We start from the raw sequence: 16416 nt of genomic DNA on the forward strand, positions 1-16416 counted from the left end.
GACCATGACGACGACTGTAATCAGCCTGGTTTCCATCGGCGCCCACCCCACGTCCGGTCGCCCGCGCCGTGCCGAGCAAGACGCACGTGCCGTCGAACTGGGCCTGCAAATGGCTGGGGATAAGTTGCAGGTGCTGCACGCCGGCAGCCTCCACGAACCGACCTTGCGCAGCTACCTGGGCATGGGCTTGCCGCAGTTGCACGTGTTGGAACAGCCGGCAGGCGCTGATGCGTTGCCGGTGCTCAGTGAGTATTTGCGCGACGCAGGCGCCCAGGTGGTGCTTACCGGCACCCAGGCCGAAACCGGCGAGGGCTCGGGCATGTTGCCGTTCCTGCTGGCCGAGCAATTGGGCTGGCCGTTGATTGTCGGGCTGGCGCAGGTGGAGTCCATCGACGGCGGCGTGGCCCATGTGCTGCAAGCTTTGCCGCGCGGTCAACGGCGACGTTTGAAAGTGCGTCTGCCGTTTCTGGCCACTGTGGATAACGCCGCGCCCAAACCACGGCAAAGCGCCTACGGGCCTGCACAACGCGGGGAGTTGGCAGCCCATGAGGTCGAGATTGAGCAAGACGAGTTATTCACAGGCGCGGTGTTGCAACCCGCCAAGCCACGGCCCAAGCGCCTCAAGGTGATCAAGGCCAAAAGCGGCGCGGACCGCATGAAGGCTGCCACGGCCAAAGCCAGCGGCGGCGGTGGGCAAGTGCTCAAGGGGCTTAGCCCTGAAGCGGGCGCAGACGCCATCCTCAAGTTACTCATAGAAGAAGGCGTGGTGCGCTGATTCCCTGTGGGAGCGGGCTTGTGTGGGAGCTGGCTTGCCTGCGATGGCATCACCGCGGTCTAACTGATAGACCGAGGCGCTTCTATCGCGGGCAAACCCGACTCCCACAGAAAGTAGGATTACCCACAATCCCTGTTGACCCACCTGTGGATAACCTGTTCGCGGCTGTCCACACCCCCGGTATATCAAGCCCAGCAGCCCGCTGTATGAAAAACAACCAGGCTAACCAGCGGTTTTTCCTGGGGTTTTCCCATGAATAACTTTATTTGCCGGTACCGACTTGCCCCCAAAGTCTGTTGGCGCTTCTGTGGATAAGATGTTCGCTATCGGCTACAGGCCACGTAGATTAAGGCTCTCACTGCGTTGATCAATAATTGATCAATTCGGCCTGTTTAGTGAATTAAAACCCTGAAACCCCCGTTTTATGAAGGTTTGACGCGGTTTTCCACAGTGCCGGCAAAGTTGCCCCCAAAGTCTGTTGGTGCTTCTGTGGATAAGGTGTTCGCGCACTGCTACAGGGCACGTCATTCGTGGCTTTCAAAGATTTGATCAATAAATGATCAGGTGGGGTTTAAACCGGCCTACTTGAATAAGTCACGGATTTTCTTCATTTATTTACAGGTGGGAAGCGCACTTGCCCACAATTGCTGTGGGTGGCTTTGTGGATAAGTTGTTGGGCAAAGGCTGGAGGGCAGGCGCCAGCGGTCTGTCAGGGTGTTGGATGAATTATGTACAGCTACAAACTACTGTGGGAGCCGGGCTTGCCCGCGATGACGGAGTAACAGCCAACACAAGGGTTGAATGTTAAATCGCTATCGCGGGCAAGCCCGCTCCCACATTTTGATCGGCAGTGTGTCAGCCCATTACTCGTGTACGGCAACGCCTTTCAGATAAGGCGCCGGCGCAGCCCCCAGGTTGCTCAGCAAACGCTCGCTGTACCAATCCACAAAGTTCACCACGCCGAACTCATACGTCTTGGAGTACGGCCCTGGTTGGTAAGCGGTGGAGTTGATCCCACGCTGGTTCTCTTCGGCCAGGCGACGGTCCTGATCGTTGGTGGCGTCCCAGACCTGGCGCATGCGGTCCACGTTGTAGTCCACGCCTTCCACGGCGTCCTTGTGCACGATCCACTTGGTGGTGACCATGGTTTCCTGGGCACTGATCGGCCACACGGTGAACACGATGATGTGGTCGCCCATGCAGTGGTTCCACGAATGCGGCAGGTGCAGGATGCGCATCGAGCCCAGGTCCGGGTTCTTGATGCGGCCCATCAACTTCTTGCAGCCTTGCTTGCCGTCGAGGGTCATCGACACGGTGCCCTTGAGCAGCGGCATGCGCACGATACGGTTACGCAGGCCGAAGCTGGCGTGTGCGTAAGGGATTTTCTCGGCGTCCCAGGCAGCGGCCGAAGCGGCGACGTGGTCCTTGAAGGCCTGGTCGGCGCGCGGGTCGGTAACGTCGTCCCATTCCAGCAGGGTTTTCAGCAGTTCCGGGTGCGACGCGTTGCAGTGGTAGCACTCGCGGTTGTTTTCCAGCACCAGCTTCCAGTTGGCTTTTTCAAACAAGGTGGTGGTAATCGCCACCTTGGTGTTCTCCATGTCGTACGGTTCCATGTAATGGTTCAGCGTCGACAGGAAGTCATCAATAGCCGGTGGATTCTCTGCCAGGCTGATGAAGATATAGCCGCCGGCGGTCTTCACGTTCACCGGTTTGAGGCCGTACTGCTTCATGTCGAAGTCGGCGCCCATCTCGGTACCGGCGAACAACAGACGGCCGTCCAGCTCGTAGGTCCACTGGTGGTAGTGGCAGACCAGTTTGGCGACCTTGCCTTTTTCGCTGGTGCACAAGCGCGAGCCACGGTGGCGGCACACGTTGTGGAACGCATGCACCACGCCTTCGGCGCCACGGATCACGATGATCGGGTTCTTGCCCACTTGCAGGGTCAGGTAGTTGCCCTTGGTGGGGATCTCGCAGGTCATGCCGGCGATCAACCACTCTTTCTGGAAGATCTCCTGCATGTCGATATCAAACAACCGCTCATCAGAGTAAAACGGCTGCGGCAGCGAAAAGGTGCGCTCACGCTCTTGCAGCATTTGCGCGGTGGCCTTGCGTGCGGGTTCCAGCGGATCGCCCAAGCTTAAGGTTGCGGTGACGTCCATCGTGTGTGTCCTCATGGCCATTCTGTGTGGCCGGCGAAAGTGGCTACGGTTATTGCAGTGCAAGGCGTAAAGAAAGCGTCTTTGTTGGGAGCGAGTGTGGGGCCGGTGAATACCAGAACCTTATCCATGAGCGACATGGCCCACTCTGATCCCGACGCGCAAGCCCCGTGGTATGGGGGCTGGTCGCGATAAGTATGTGAATGTCGCAGATAGGTAAATGGGTGGTTCTCGCGTTACGCAGAATCGCCACCATAAGGCCGAATATCGGCGGTGGAGAACAGCATGTCCAACAACTTCCTGAATCCGGTAACGACCCAGACCTGGGCCAATGGTCGGCACATCGTCCGTTGCGTCAAAGTCATCCAGGAAACCTGGGACGTGCGCACGTTCTGCTTCATGGCCGACCAGCCGATCCTGTTCTTCTTCAAGCCTGGGCAATTCGTCACCCTGGAGCTGGAAATCGAAGGCCAGCCGATCATGCGCTCCTACACCATTTCCAGTTCACCGTCGGTGCCTTACAGCTTCTCGGTGACGATCAAGCGCGTGCCGGGCGGGCGTGTCTCCAACTGGTTGCACGACACGCTGCATGAAGGCCAGGAGTTGGCGGTGCACGGGCCGGTCGGGCTGTTCAATGCCATCGACTTCCCGAGCCCGAAAGTGTTGTACCTCAGCGGTGGCGTCGGCATCACGCCGGTGATGTCCATGGCCCGTTGGTTCTACGACACCAACGCCAATGTCGACATGACCTTTGTTCACAGTGCCCGCTCGCCCAAAGACATCATCTACCACCGCGAGCTGGAGCACATGGCGTCGCGGATCGACAACTTCAGCCTGCACCTGATCTGCGAAAAGCACGGCCTGGGCGAACCCTGGGCCGGTTATCGCGGCTACCTGAACCACAAAATGCTCGAGCTGATGGTGCCGGACTTCCTGGAGCGCGAAGTCTTCTGCTGCGGCCCTACGCCGTACATGAGTGCGGTGAAACGCTTGCTGGAAGCGGCGGGCTTTGACATGGCGCGTTATCACGAGGAGTCCTTTGGTGCCACGCCGCCGGAAGCCCGTGCCGACGCAGTGGAACAAGCCGAACAGGCTGCCGATGCACCGGAAGTCGACTTGGCGGATCTGCACCAGGTGGAGTTCATTGCCTCAGGCAAAAGCATTCGTGTGGCGCCGGGCGAAACCGTCCACGCCGCTGCGGCCAAACTTGGCCTGCTGATTCCCAAGGCTTGCGGCATGGGTATCTGCGGGACATGCAAGGTGATGAAGCTGGGCGGTGAGGTCGAGATGGACCACAACGGCGGGATTACCGAGGAAGACGAAGCCGAAGGCTACATTTTGTCGTGCTGCAGCGTGCCGAAGGGCGATGTGCGTATTGAGTTCTGATTAGCCGCGCGCTCACCACTTATCAACAGGTGAGTCAGTCCCGCGTCGGAGGTCATGAGTCTCCGACGCAGTCCTTAGTGCTTAGCGGGCGTAGAGCTGAATGGCGAACTGATCACCGGAGGCTGTCAGTTCATAGACTTTTTCATAGATAGTCAGGGTTCTCGAAGGCTCCCTGATGGTGTCACCGACTTTCGCAAGCTTCCTGAACTCGTCCCAGCTTACGAATGTGTTGCTGAGACTGCCTTCTTGGCGTGCGTTCATGGCGTAGCATTGAACTTCCATGGTTTAACCCTCTGCTGGATTTCCGTTTCCGGCCGATTATTCGGCAGGCAGGTATTCCCGAAAGGAGGCCGCTGCAGCGGCTTTTTCCTTTCGGGTTCCAAGAGGCTAGTCGATGAAAATGCAGTCGTATGCTGTCGGAAACACCAGATAACAGTCTCGGCAATCCGCCAGTATTCGTCGCGCTTAGGCGCCCATCACTTGGCGAATATCCGCGGCTAATTCTCTTACACGCTCTTCCTCGGTATCCCACGCACACATGAACCGTGCGCCACCTTTGCCGATGAAGGTGTAGAAGCGCCAGCCCTTGGCCGTCAAGGCTTCGATGGCCGCTTCCGAGAGTTGCAGGAACACGCCGTTGGCCTGCACGGGGAACATCAATTCCACGCCGGGAATATCCGCCACCAGGCTGCTCAGCAATTGTGCGCAGTGGTTGGCGTGGCGTGCGTGTTTGAGCCAGGCGTCGTTTTCCAGCAGGCCCACCCAGGGTGCCGAGAGGAAGCGCATTTTCGACGCCAGCTGGCCGGCCTGTTTGCAGCGGTAATCGAAGTCTTCGGCCAGCTTATGGTTGAAGAACAGGATCGCTTCACCCACCGCCATGCCGTTTTTCGTACCGCCAAAGCACAGCACGTCCACACCGGCTTTCCAGGTCAGGTCGGCCGGGGAGCAACCGAGGAACGCGCAGGCATTGGCGAAGCGCGCGCCGTCCATGTGCAGGTTCAGGCCCAGTTCCTTGCAGGTGGCGCTGATCGCGCGGATTTCTTCCGGGGTGTACACGCTGCCGACTTCAGTGGCCTGGGTCAGGGTCACTACGCGGGGCTTGGGGTAGTGGATGTCCTGGCGCTTGAGGGCGATTTCGCGGATCGATTCCGGGGTCAGCTTGCCGTTTTCGGTGCGAGCGGTGAGGAGCTTGGAACCATTGGAGAAAAACTCCGGCGCGCCGCATTCGTCGGTTTCAACGTGGGCGGTTTCCGAGCAAATCACGCTATGGTAGCTCTGGCACAGCGAGGACAGTGCCAGGGAGTTGGCGGCTGTGCCGTTGAAAGCGAAGAATACTTCGCAGTCGGTTTCGAACAAGTGACGGAATCCGTCGGCGGCGCGGTGGGTCCATTCATCATCGCCGTAGGCGCGTTGATGGCCCTGGTTGGCTTGTTCCATGGCGGCCCAGGCTTCCGGGCAGATGCCGGAATAGTTGTCGCTGGCGAATTGTTGGCTCTTGTCGGTCATGGCCCATTCCTGTGGTCGATGTTGGTGCGCACTGTAACCAAGATTGTCCAGGGTGCGCACGCACTGTAAATGCAAAGTCACTGGGGAATTATGCACGATACTGAAACGATTCCTGTCGGACGCGTCCGGGATGGTGCCCTGGATTTGCTCAAGTGGCTGGCGCTGCTGAGCATGGTGTTGGATCACTTGCGTTATGTCGGTTTGAGCCTCGATGGCCTGTATGTGCCAGGCCGGCTGGCGTTTCCCTGGTTTTGCCTGGCGATTGCGGCCAATGTGAACCGGGTCCGGCATGCGCCTGTAACCGGCCAGTGGCGCTACCTGGGCTGGCTGTTGCTGTTCAGTGTGATCAGCGAAGTGCCGTACCGAATGTTTATCGACGATGCCGATACATTAAACGTCTTGCCGACCCTGGCGCTGGGCCTGCTCGTTGCCCGAGGATGGCAGCAGAAGGCGCTTTTTGATCGAGGTTTGGCGCTGATCGCCGTCGCGATGGGCGCGGTGTTTTCCACGCACCTGATGTTCGGCTTTTTCGGTGTCTTGCTGCCGTTGGCAATGCTGCTGGTGTTCAGCCGCCCATGGTATTTCAGCTTGTTACCGGGTTTGGTCTGTGTGGCTGCCAACCAATGGCAGATCTTGCTCAACAGCGGCACGCCCGTGGCGCTTTTGGGATTGGCCACTTGCCTGATCGCGCCATTGGCGGGGTTGGTCTTAGTGCGTCATGCCAGGCATGTGTCTCCACCCGCCATGCGGCGCTGGGCATATAGCTTGTATCCACTGCATTTTTTGATGCTGCTAATCATCCGACAGATTATCGCCTAACCCCTGTGGGAGCTGGCTTGCCTGCGATTGCATCACCCCAATGCAACTGATACACCGAGGTGTCTGCATCGCAGGCAAGCCAGCTCCCACACAAGCCTGCTTCCACATTTATTCGGTGTTGTTCCGGCAATGTCGTAAACGCACCTTTGCGTGGCGTCCGTAGGCATTTGATCTACCGGCGCCAGCCCTACCATCGCATCAAAGGGCCCTGCACGGGCCTTAACAATACGAAAGGCTGGGAGAGACGCGATGTTCAGCAAAAAAGACCAGATCCAGGGATATGACGACGCACTGCTGGCGGCGATGAATGCCGAGGAGCAGCGTCAGGAAGATCATATCGAGCTGATCGCGTCAGAGAACTACACCAGCAAACGTGTGATGGAAGCGCAAGGCAGCGGCCTCACCAACAAATACGCCGAAGGTTACCCGGGCAAGCGCTACTACGGTGGCTGCGAGCACGTGGACAAGGTTGAAGCCCTGGCCATCGAGCGCGCCAAGCAACTGTTCGGTGCCGATTACGCCAACGTGCAGCCACACTCCGGTTCGTCCGCCAACAGCGCGGTGTACCTGGCGCTGATCAATGCCGGTGACACCATCCTCGGCATGAGCCTGGCCCACGGTGGCCACCTGACCCACGGCGCCAAAGTGTCGTCGTCGGGCAAGCTGTACAACGCGGTGCAATACGGCATCAACACCGACACCGGCCTGATCGACTACGACGAAGTTGAGCGCCTGGCGGTCGAGCACAAGCCGAAGATGGTGGTGGCCGGTTTCTCCGCCTACTCCAAAACCCTGGATTTCCCACGCTTTCGCGCGATTGCCGACAAGGTCGGCGCGCTGCTGTTCGTCGACATGGCTCACGTCGCCGGCCTGGTGGCCGCTGGTTTGTACCCGAACCCGCTGCCTTACGCCGACGTGGTCACCACCACCACCCACAAGACCCTGCGCGGTCCACGTGGCGGTTTGATCCTGGCCAAGGCCAACGAAGAAATTGAAAAGAAACTCAACTCTGCGGTGTTCCCCGGCGCCCAGGGCGGCCCGCTGATGCATGTCATCGCCGGCAAGGCGGTGTGCTTCAAGGAAGCGGCGGAGCCAGGTTTCAAGGTGTACCAGCAACAAGTGATCGACAACGCCCAGGCCATGGCCAGCGTATTTATCAAACGTGGCTACGATGTTGTCTCCGGCGGTACCGATAACCACCTGTTCCTGGTCAGCCTGATTCGCCAGGGCCTCACCGGCAAAGAGGCGGACGCTGCCCTCGGTCGCGCCCACATCACCGTCAACAAGAACGCCGTGCCGAATGACCCGCAGTCGCCGTTCGTGACCTCGGGCCTGCGTATCGGCACCCCGGCGGTGACCACACGTGGCTTCAAAGTACCGCAGTGCATCGAGTTGGCCGGCTGGATCTGCGACATCCTCGACAACCTCGGCGACGCCGATGTCGAGGCCAACGTGGCCAAGCACGTGTCTGCCCTGTGCGCTGATTTCCCGGTTTATCGCTGAGCGCGGTTTTGGAGTAATGACTATGCAACGCTACTCGGGCTTCGGCCTCTTCAAGCACTCACTCAGCCACCACGAAAACTGGCAGAAGATGTGGCGCACGCCGACCCCTAAAAAGGTCTACGACGTGGTCATCGTCGGCGGCGGCGGGCATGGTCTGGCGACCGCCTATTACCTGGCCAAAGAGCACGGCATCACCAACGTGGCCGTGGTCGAAAAAGGCTGGCTGGGCGGCGGTAACACCGCGCGCAACACCACCATCGTGCGTTCCAACTACCTCTGGGACGAGTCTGCGCACCTGTACGAACACGCGATGAAACTATGGGAAGGCCTGTCCCAGGACCTGAACTACAACGTGATGTTCTCCCAGCGTGGCGTTTACAACCTGTGCCATACCCTGCAAGACATTCGTGATTCCGAGCGCCGCGTCAGCGCCAACCGCCTCAACGGCGTGGACGGCGAACTGCTCAACGCCAAACAAGTCGCCGACGAGATTCCGTACCTCGACTGCTCAAAAAACACCCGCTACCCGGTACTCGGCGCCACCGTGCAACGGCGCGGCGGCGTGGCCCGTCACGATGCCGTGGCCTGGGGCTTTGCCCGCGCCGCTGACGCACTCGGTGTGGACTTGATCCAGCAGACCGAAGTGATCGGTTTCCGCAAGGAAAACGGCGTGTGCATCGGCGTGGAAACCAATAAAGGCTTTATCGGCGCCAAGCGCGTCGGTGTGGTGACGGCCGGTAACTCCGGGCACATGGCTTCGCTGGCGGGCTTCCGCTTGCCGATTGAATCCCACCCGCTGCAAGCCCTGGTGTCGGAGCCGATCAAGCCGATTATCGACAGCGTGATCATGTCCAACGCCGTGCACGGCTACATCAGCCAGTCCGACAAGGGCGACCTGGTGATCGGCGCCGGTATCGACGGCTACAACGGCTACGGCCAGCGCGGCTCGTACCCGGTGATCGAACACACCATCCAGGCCATCGTCGAGATGTTCCCGGTGCTGTCGCGTGTGCGCATGAACCGTCAGTGGGGCGGCATCGTCGACACCACGCCGGACGCCTGCCCGATCATCTCCAAAACCCCGGTGCCGAACATGTTCTTCAACTGCGGTTGGGGGACCGGTGGCTTCAAGGCTACGCCGGGCTCAGGCAACGTGTTTGCCGCCAGCCTCGCCAAGGGTGAAATGCACCCGTTGGCTGCACCTTTCTCCATCGACCGTTTCCACAACGGTGCGTTGATCGATGAACACGGCGCTGCGGCCGTCGCCCACTAACAGGAGAAATCCCCTATGTTGCATATCTTCTGTCCTCACTGTGGCGAACTGCGCTCCGAAGAGGAATTCCACGCGTCCGGCCAAGCGCACATCCCGCGCCCGCTGGACCCGAACGCCTGCACCGACGAACAGTGGGGCGACTACATGTTCTTTCGTGATAACCCGCGTGGCCTGCACCACGAGCTGTGGATTCACGCCGCCGGTTGCCGCCAGTATTTCAACGCCACGCGCGACACCGTGACCTACGAAATTCTTGAAACCTACAAGATCGGCGAGAAGCCGCAATTCACCGCCAAGGCCTCTGGAGAGAAGGTATGAGCCAGATCAATCGCCTGTCCAACGGTGGCCGCATCGACCGTAATAAAGTCCTGACGTTTACCTTCAACGGCCAAAGCTACAAAGGCTTTGAAGGTGACACCCTGGCCGCTGCCCTGCTGGCCAACGGCGTCGACATCATCGGTCGCAGCTTCAAATACTCGCGCCCACGCGGCATCTTTGCCGCCGGCGCCGAAGAGCCGAACGCGGTGTTGCAGATCGGCGCCACCGAAGCCACCCAGATTCCCAACGTGCGCGCCACGCAACAGGCGCTGTACCAAGGCCTTGTCGCCACCAGCACCAATGGCTGGCCAAGCGTGAACAACGACATGATGGGTATTCTCGGCAAGGTCGGCGGCAAGCTGATGCCGCCGGGCTTCTACTACAAAACCTTCATGTACCCGCAATCGTTCTGGATGACCTACGAGAAGTACATCCGCAAGGCCGCAGGCCTTGGTCGCTCGCCGACCGAGAACGACCCGGACACCTACGACAACATGAACCGTCACTGCGACGTGCTGATTGTCGGCGCCGGCCCTGCCGGTCTGTCGGCCGCCCTGGCGGCTGCGCGCAGCGGTGCGCGAGTGATCATCGCGGACGAGCAGGAAGAGTTTGGTGGTTCGCTGCTTGATTCCCGCGAAAGCCTCGACGGCAAACCGGCCACCGAGTGGGTCGCCAGTGTGATCGCCGAGCTCAACTCCCTGCCGGACGTGCTGCTGTTGCCTCGCGCCACCGTCAACGGTTACCACGACCATAACTTCCTGACCATTCACGAACGCCTCACCGACCACCTCGGTGACCGCGCGCCGATTGGTGTGGTGCGTCAGCGTATCCACCGTGTGCGCGCCAAGCGTGTGGTGCTGGCGACCGGTGCGTGCGAGCGCCCGCTGGTGTACGGCAACAACGACGTGCCGGGCAACATGCTCGCGGGTGCAGTCTCCACTTACGTGCGCCGCTATGGCGTGGCACCCGGCAAAAAACTGGTGCTGTCGACCAACAACGACCACGCCTACCGCGTGGCACTGGACTGGTTTGATGCAGGCCTTGCGGTTGTAGCGGTGGCCGATGCTCGCCATAACCCACGCGGTGCATTGGTTGAAGAAGCCCGTGCCAAAGGCATTCGCATCCTCACCGGCAGCGCCGTGATCGAGGCCCGTGGCAGCAAGCATGTGACGGGTGCTCGTGTCGCAGCCATCGATGTGAAAGCGCATAAAGTCACCAGCCCCGGCGAGTGGCTGGAGTGCGACCTGGTTGCCAGCTCCGGCGGCTACAGCCCGGTTGTTCACTTGGCCTCGCACTTGGGCGGCAAGCCGACCTGGCGTGAAGATATCCTCGGTTTTGTACCGGGCGAAGCACCACAAAAACGCGTGTGCGTCGGTGGTATCAACGGCGTGTACGGCCTTGGCGATTCCCTGGCGGATGGTTTTGAAGGCGGCGTGCGCGCAGCCAGCGAAGCCGGTTTCGCGCCCGTGCAAGGCACGCTGCCAAAAGCCTTGAGCCGTCTGGAAGAGCCGACGCTGGCGCTGTTCCAGGTGCCTCACGAAAAAGCCACTGCACGGGCGCCGAAGCAATTTGTCGACCTGCAAAACGACGTGACCGCTGCCGCCATCGAACTCGCCACCCGTGAAGGTTTCGAGTCGGTCGAGCACGTCAAACGCTACACCGCGCTGGGTTTTGGCACCGACCAGGGCAAGCTGGGTAACGTCAACGGCCTGGCGATTGCCGCGCGCTCGTTGAACGTGACCATCCCGCAGATGGGCACCACCATGTTCCGCCCGAACTACACGCCGGTCACCTTCGGCGCTGTTGCGGGCCGCCACTGTGGGCACATCTTTGAACCGGTGCGCTACACCGCGCTGCAAGCCTGGCACGTGAAAAACGGCGCCGAGTTTGAAGACGTCGGCCAGTGGAAACGCCCCTGGTACTTCCCGCGCAACGGTGAAGACCTGCACGCTGCGGTGAAACGCGAATGCCTGGCCGTGCGCGACAGCGTCGGCCTGCTGGATGCGTCCACCCTCGGCAAGATCGACATTCAGGGCCCGGATGCCCGTGAATTCCTCAACCGCATCTACAGCAACGCCTGGACCAAGCTCGACGTAGGCAAGGCGCGCTACGGCCTGATGTGCAAGGAAGACGGCATGGTCTTCGATGACGGCGTCACCGCCTGCATCGCCGACAACCACTTCCTGATGACCACCACCACCGGCGGCGCAGCGCGCGTGCTGCAGTGGCTGGAAATCTACCAACAGACCGAATGGCCGGACCTCAAGGTGTACTTCACCTCGGTCACCGACCACTGGGCAACCATGACCCTGTCCGGCCCCAACAGCCGCAAGCTGCTGAGCGAAGTGACCGACATCGACCTGGACAAGGACGGTTTCCCGTTCATGACCTGGAAAGAAGGCTTGGTCGGCGGCGTGCCGGCACGGGTGTTCCGTATCTCGTTTACCGGTGAGCTGTCGTACGAAGTCAACGTGCAGGCCGACTACGCCATGGGCGTGCTGGAACAGATTGTCGAAGCCGGAAAGAAGTACAACCTGACCCCGTACGGCACCGAAACCATGCACGTACTGCGCGCCGAGAAGGGCTTCATCATCGTCGGCCAGGACACCGACGGCTCGATGATCCCGGACGACCTGAACATGGGTTGGTGTGTAGGCCGCACCAAGCCGTTCTCGTGGATCGGCTGGCGCGGGATGAACCGTGAAGACTGCGTGCGCGAAGAGCGTAAGCAGCTGGTCGGGCTCAAGCCGATTGATCCGAACGTATGGCTGCCGGAAGGCGCGCAGCTGGTGTTCGATCCGAAGCAGACGATTCCGATGAGGATGGTCGGCCACGTCACCTCAAGCTATGCCCACAACTCCCTCGGCTATTCGTTTGCGATGGCGGTGGTCAAGGGCGGCTTGAAGCGCATCGGCGAGCGGGTGTTCTCACCGCAAGCGGATGGCAGCGTGATCGAGGCGGAGATTGTGTCTTCGGTGTTCTTCGACCCGAAAGGCGAGCGGCAGAACATCTGATAGACCGAGGCGCCTGCAGCGCAGGCAAGCCAGCTCCCACATTTTGAAATGCATTCCCCTGTGGGAGGGGGCTTGCCCCCGATGAGGCCAGTAGCCGCACAACAGAATTCAGACAGGTGCTTTATGACAGCAGCCAACGTATACCAACAACGCCCCACCACCGGCGCCAAGGCCGAGTCGTCGCTGCACCATGCCGACCTCGCCAGCCTGGTCGGCAAGGGCCGCAAGAACGCCGGCGTGACCGTGCGCGAAAAGAAACTCCTCGGCCACCTGACGATTCGTGGCGATGGCCATGACGCGGCCTTCGCTGCCGGCGTGCACAAAGCCCTCGGCATCGAGCTTCCAGCCGCCCTGCAGGTGATCGTCAAAGGCGAAACCAGCCTGCAATGGCTTGGCCCGGATGAATGGCTGCTGGTTGTGCCGAGCGGTGAAGAGTTCGCTGCCGAGCAAAACCTGCGGGCTGCCCTGGGCGATCTGCATATCCAGATCGTCAACGTCAGCGGCGGCCAGCAGATCCTCGAACTCAGCGGCCCGAATGTGCGCGACGTGCTGATGAAGTCCACCAGCTACGACGTGCACCCGAACAATTTCCCGGTGGGCAAGGCGGTGGGCACGGTGTTCGCCAAGTCGCAACTGGTGATCCGCCATACCGCCGAAGACACCTGGGAACTGCTGATTCGTCGCAGCTTCTCGGATTACTGGTGGTTGTGGCTGCAGGATGCGTCAGCCGAATTTGGCCTGAACGTTCAAGCCTGAGGAGTGACCGATGAGCCGTGCACCCGATACATGGATTTTGACTGCCGACTGCCCCAGCGTGCTCGGCACGGTGGACGCGGTCACCCGCTACCTGTTCGAGCAGGGCTGCTACGTCACCGAACACCATTCGTTCGATGACCGCCTCTCGGGTCGGTTTTTTATTCGTGTGGAATTCCGCCAGCCCGACGGTTTCGACGAGCAGGCTTTCCGCGATGGCCTGGCCACTCGCGGCGAAGCCTTTGGCATGATCTTCGAGCTGACGGCGCCGAACTACCGGCCAAAAGTGGTGATCATGGTTTCCAAGGCCGATCACTGCCTGAACGACCTGCTGTACCGCCAGCGTATCGGCCAACTGTCCATGGACGTGGTCGCGGTGGTGTCCAACCATCCCGATCTCAAGCCGTTGGCCGACTGGCACCAGATTCCCTACTACCATTTCCCCCTCGACCCCAACGACAAACCGTCCCAGGAGCGTCAGGTGTGGCAAGTGATTGAAGAGACCGGTGCGGAACTGGTGATTCTTGCGCGCTACATGCAAGTGCTGTCGCCGGAGCTGTGCCGCAAGCTCGATGGCAAGGCGATCAACATCCACCACTCGTTGTTGCCGGGGTTCAAGGGCGCCAAGCCGTATCACCAGGCCTACAACAAGGGCGTGAAACTGGTCGGCGCCACGGCGCATTACATCAACAACGACCTGGATGAAGGCCCGATCATCGCCCAGGGCGTGGAGGTGGTGGACCACAGCCATTATCCCGAGGACCTGATTGCCAAGGGGCGGGATATCGAAGGGCTGACACTGGCCCGGGCCGTTGGGTATCACATAGAGCGGCGGGTGTTCTTGAACGCCAATCGCACCGTCGTTCTTTAGATCGCTATCGCAGGCAAGCCAGCTCCCACATTTGAATGTGTTCACAAATCAAAAGGTGGGAGCGGGCTTGCCCGCGATGAGGCCATCAGCAACAACGCACAAACAGCATCTGTACCCGAGCACTTTACGCGCTGCCTGCCTGGGCAACGCGGTTCCATAAAAACAACAGCGAGGTGAAAGCATGTCTGGTAATCGTGGTGTCGTGTATCTCGGCAACGGCAAGGTCGAAGTACAGAAAATCGACTATCCCAAAATGCAGGACCCCCGTGGCAGGAAGATTGAACACGGCGTCATCCTGCGCGTGGTCTCCACCAACATCTGCGGCTCCGACCAACACATGGTGCGCGGCCGCACCACTGCCCAGACCGGCCTGGTACTGGGGCATGAAATCACCGGCGAAGTGATCGAAAAGGGCAGCGATGTCGAGAACCTGAAAATCGGCGACCTGGTCTCGGTGCCGTTCAACGTGGCGTGCGGCCGCTGCCGCTCCTGCAAAGAGCAACACACCGGCGTGTGCCTGACCGTCAACCCGGCCCGTGCCGGTGGCGCCTACGGCTACGTCGACATGGGCGACTGGACCGGCGGCCAAGCCGAATACGTGCTGGTGCCGTACGCCGACTTCAACCTGCTGAAACTGCCGGACCGCGACAAGGCCATGGAGAAAATCCGCGACCTGACCTGCCTTTCCGACATTCTCCCGACGGGTTACCACGGTGCCGTCACTGCTGGCGTCGGCCCGGGCAGTACCGTTTACATTGCGGGTGCCGGCCCGGTCGGCCTGGCCGCTGCGGCGTCCGCACGCCTGCTCGGCGCGGCGGTCGTGATCATCGGCGACGTCAACTCTATCCGCCTGGCCCATGCCAAGGCGCAAGGGTTTGAAGTGGTTGACCTGTCCACCGACACCCCGCTGCACGAACAGATCGCCGCCCTGCTGGGCGAGCCGGAAGTGGACTGCGCCGTTGACTGCGTGGGCTTCGAAGCGCGTGGCCACGGGCATGACGGCGCCAAGGCCGAAGCCCCGGCCACCGTGCTCAACTCGCTGATGGGCGTGGTGCGTGTGGCAGGCAAAATCGGCATTCCAGGCTTGTACGTGACCGAAGACCCGGGCGCCGTCGACGCCGCCGCGAAAATGGGCAGCCTGAGCATTCGCTTCGGTCTGGGCTGGGCTAAATCCCACAGCTTCCACACCGGCCAAACCCCGGTGATGAAGTACAACCGCCAGCTGATGCAGGCGATCATGTGGGACCGCATTCATATTGCCGATATCGTCGGCGTCGAAGTCATCAGCCTGGATGACGCGCCGCGTGGGTACGGCGAGTTTGATGCGGGCGTGCCGAAGAAGTTTGTGATTGATCCGCACAAACTGTTCAGCGCGGCATAAGCATTGGCAAAATCAAAAGGGCGACCCTAGGGTCGCCCTTTTTGCGTCGGGTGCTTAAGCCTGCAAGCGTCGACTGATGACATCGAGCAAGTCGCAGCCATCTCGCAGCGGAATGGCGCAGAGCAGAGCAAAGTCCTGCAGGACAAGGGTGTCGGTTTGCAGGCCTTCGCGAAACGCGAGGTTTTCCATGACTTGAGTGACCGCGCGGATGCGGTAGACGGCGGCGTCGTGGAGCACGTCGAGCGGGACTTGGGTGTCGATGAGCAGGGAAGGGGTGGTGCTGTCGTGGCCGGTGAGCGGCATGTATCGGTTCATGTTTTAACCTTCATTCCAGAGAGTGAAGCTGCTACTCACACGTCGCCAAACGAATGGGTGGCAGCTGTACGCAGGTTGGCGAACCGGGGAATGAAGCAAAGCCGGCAGACCCGAAGGTCTCCCGCGCACAGCCGCCATAAAGCGGCCTTAACGCGTGCAAAAAAACCTGCAAAGGAGCAGGTGCTTTTGCATACTTCATATCCACCGAGTCGCCAAACCCGTGTCGCCATGTGGACGACCGCCGAACTATAAGCGCCATCCTTCGCCATGAGCAAGTCGCCCAGCCGATGAAAATCAAATGTGGGAGCGGGCTTGCTCGCGAAAGCGGTGGGTCAGTCAACACATT

At 60.4% G+C, this 16416-nt stretch carries 13 protein-coding genes; 10 read left to right on the top strand and 3 right to left on the bottom strand.

Features of this window, described 5'->3' with window-relative positions; translation table 11 throughout:
* Nucleotides 1-4: 4 nt before the first annotated feature.
* Nucleotides 5-775 (top strand): electron transfer flavoprotein subunit beta, encoded by a 771-nt coding sequence (locus ACDZ94_RS11020; protein ID WP_064454453.1) that lies wholly within the window; start codon nt 5-7, stop codon nt 773-775.
* Nucleotides 776-1638: 863 nt separating this feature from the next.
* Here ACDZ94_RS11020 and gbcA read toward each other — a convergent pair.
* On the bottom strand, nt 1639-2934 hold the full coding sequence (gbcA, locus tag ACDZ94_RS11025; RefSeq protein WP_432751453.1) for a glycine-betaine demethylase subunit GbcA: 1296 nt from the start codon (nt 2932-2934) through the stop codon (nt 1639-1641).
* 282 nt (nt 2935-3216) lie between these two features.
* On the opposite strand from gbcA, the gene gbcB reads away from it, so the two are divergent.
* Nucleotides 3217-4317 (top strand): glycine-betaine demethylase subunit GbcB, encoded by a 1101-nt coding sequence (gene gbcB, locus ACDZ94_RS11030; RefSeq protein ID WP_064454451.1) that lies wholly within the window; start codon nt 3217-3219, stop codon nt 4315-4317.
* Nucleotides 4318-4782: 465 nt separating this feature from the next.
* Here the strand turns inward: gbcB and ACDZ94_RS11035 are convergent, their stop codons facing one another.
* Nucleotides 4783-5823: a threonine aldolase family protein gene (locus tag ACDZ94_RS11035; RefSeq protein ID WP_432751454.1), complete on the bottom strand. Its 1041-nt coding sequence runs from the start codon at nt 5821-5823 to the stop codon at nt 4783-4785.
* 90 nt (nt 5824-5913) lie between these two features.
* Here ACDZ94_RS11035 and ACDZ94_RS11040 point away from each other — a divergent pair, with 90 nt between their 5' ends.
* The 8 genes from ACDZ94_RS11040 to fdhA all read left to right on the top strand — a co-directional run bounded on the left by ACDZ94_RS11040 (nt 5914) and on the right by fdhA (nt 15755).
* Nucleotides 5914-6642, top strand: a complete 729-nt coding sequence (locus ACDZ94_RS11040; protein WP_432751455.1) for a TraX family protein — start codon at nt 5914-5916, stop codon at nt 6640-6642.
* A gap of 249 nt (nt 6643-6891) precedes the next feature.
* Nucleotides 6892-8145: a serine hydroxymethyltransferase gene (glyA, locus tag ACDZ94_RS11045; RefSeq protein WP_083356403.1), complete on the top strand. Its 1254-nt coding sequence runs from the start codon at nt 6892-6894 to the stop codon at nt 8143-8145.
* A 22-nt stretch (nt 8146-8167) separates the two neighbouring features.
* The gene (locus ACDZ94_RS11050; RefSeq protein ID WP_010207084.1) at nt 8168-9418 is read left to right on the top strand and encodes a sarcosine oxidase subunit beta; all 1251 of its coding nucleotides are present in this window, start codon (nt 8168-8170) and stop codon (nt 9416-9418) included.
* Nucleotides 9419-9433: 15 nt separating this feature from the next.
* A complete protein-coding gene (locus ACDZ94_RS11055) occupies nt 9434-9736 on the top strand; it encodes a sarcosine oxidase subunit delta (protein ID WP_003194855.1) in 303 nt (100 codons plus the stop codon).
* Nucleotides 9733-12750, top strand: coding sequence for a sarcosine oxidase subunit alpha (locus tag ACDZ94_RS11060; protein ID WP_432751456.1), 3018 nt, complete (start codon nt 9733-9735; stop codon nt 12748-12750). The genes ACDZ94_RS11055 and ACDZ94_RS11060 overlap by 4 nt, the downstream gene beginning before the upstream one ends.
* A gap of 123 nt (nt 12751-12873) precedes the next feature.
* Entirely contained in the window at nt 12874-13506 is a 633-nt protein-coding gene (locus tag ACDZ94_RS11065) for a sarcosine oxidase subunit gamma (protein WP_064454445.1), read from the top strand.
* Nucleotides 13507-13516: 10 nt separating this feature from the next.
* Nucleotides 13517-14374, top strand: a complete 858-nt coding sequence (purU, locus tag ACDZ94_RS11070) for a formyltetrahydrofolate deformylase (protein ID WP_032883972.1) — start codon at nt 13517-13519, stop codon at nt 14372-14374.
* Between the two features lie 181 nt (nt 14375-14555).
* The gene (fdhA, locus tag ACDZ94_RS11075; protein ID WP_048722231.1) at nt 14556-15755 is read left to right on the top strand and encodes a formaldehyde dehydrogenase, glutathione-independent; all 1200 of its coding nucleotides are present in this window, start codon (nt 14556-14558) and stop codon (nt 15753-15755) included.
* Nucleotides 15756-15809: 54 nt separating this feature from the next.
* On the opposite strand, the gene ACDZ94_RS11080 is transcribed toward fdhA, so the two are convergent.
* A complete protein-coding gene (locus tag ACDZ94_RS11080; protein ID WP_232000124.1) occupies nt 15810-16070 on the bottom strand; it encodes a hypothetical protein in 261 nt (86 codons plus the stop codon).
* Between the last annotated feature and the right edge of the window lie 346 nt (nt 16071-16416).

This window comes from Pseudomonas sp. UBT, assembly GCF_050915955.1.
Classification (GTDB): Bacteria; Pseudomonadota; Gammaproteobacteria; order Pseudomonadales; family Pseudomonadaceae; genus Aquipseudomonas; species Aquipseudomonas antarctica_A.

Bases quoted from the DNA above. Each gene is read 5' to 3' on its own strand.
- gbcA (WP_432751453.1), bottom strand. From the start codon at position 2,934: ATGGACGTCACCGCAACCTTAAGCTTGGGCGATCCGCTGGAACCCGCA.
- fdhA (WP_048722231.1), top strand. From the start codon at position 14,556: ATGTCTGGTAATCGTGGTGTCGTGTATCTCGGCAACGGCAAGGTCGAA.
- ACDZ94_RS11060 (WP_432751456.1), top strand. From the start codon at position 9,733: ATGAGCCAGATCAATCGCCTGTCCAACGGTGGCCGCATCGACCGTAAT.
- ACDZ94_RS11035 (WP_432751454.1), bottom strand. From the start codon at position 5,823: ATGACCGACAAGAGCCAACAATTCGCCAGCGACAACTATTCCGGCATC.
- ACDZ94_RS11050 (WP_010207084.1), top strand. From the start codon at position 8,168: ATGCAACGCTACTCGGGCTTCGGCCTCTTCAAGCACTCACTCAGCCAC.
- ACDZ94_RS11080 (WP_232000124.1), bottom strand. From the start codon at position 16,070: ATGAACCGATACATGCCGCTCACCGGCCACGACAGCACCACCCCTTCC.
- glyA (WP_083356403.1), top strand. From the start codon at position 6,892: ATGTTCAGCAAAAAAGACCAGATCCAGGGATATGACGACGCACTGCTG.
- ACDZ94_RS11065 (WP_064454445.1), top strand. From the start codon at position 12,874: ATGACAGCAGCCAACGTATACCAACAACGCCCCACCACCGGCGCCAAG.
- ACDZ94_RS11020 (WP_064454453.1), top strand. From the start codon at position 5: ATGACGACGACTGTAATCAGCCTGGTTTCCATCGGCGCCCACCCCACG.
- purU (WP_032883972.1), top strand. From the start codon at position 13,517: ATGAGCCGTGCACCCGATACATGGATTTTGACTGCCGACTGCCCCAGC.
- gbcB (WP_064454451.1), top strand. From the start codon at position 3,217: ATGTCCAACAACTTCCTGAATCCGGTAACGACCCAGACCTGGGCCAAT.
- ACDZ94_RS11040 (WP_432751455.1), top strand. From the start codon at position 5,914: ATGCACGATACTGAAACGATTCCTGTCGGACGCGTCCGGGATGGTGCC.
- ACDZ94_RS11055 (WP_003194855.1), top strand. From the start codon at position 9,434: ATGTTGCATATCTTCTGTCCTCACTGTGGCGAACTGCGCTCCGAAGAG.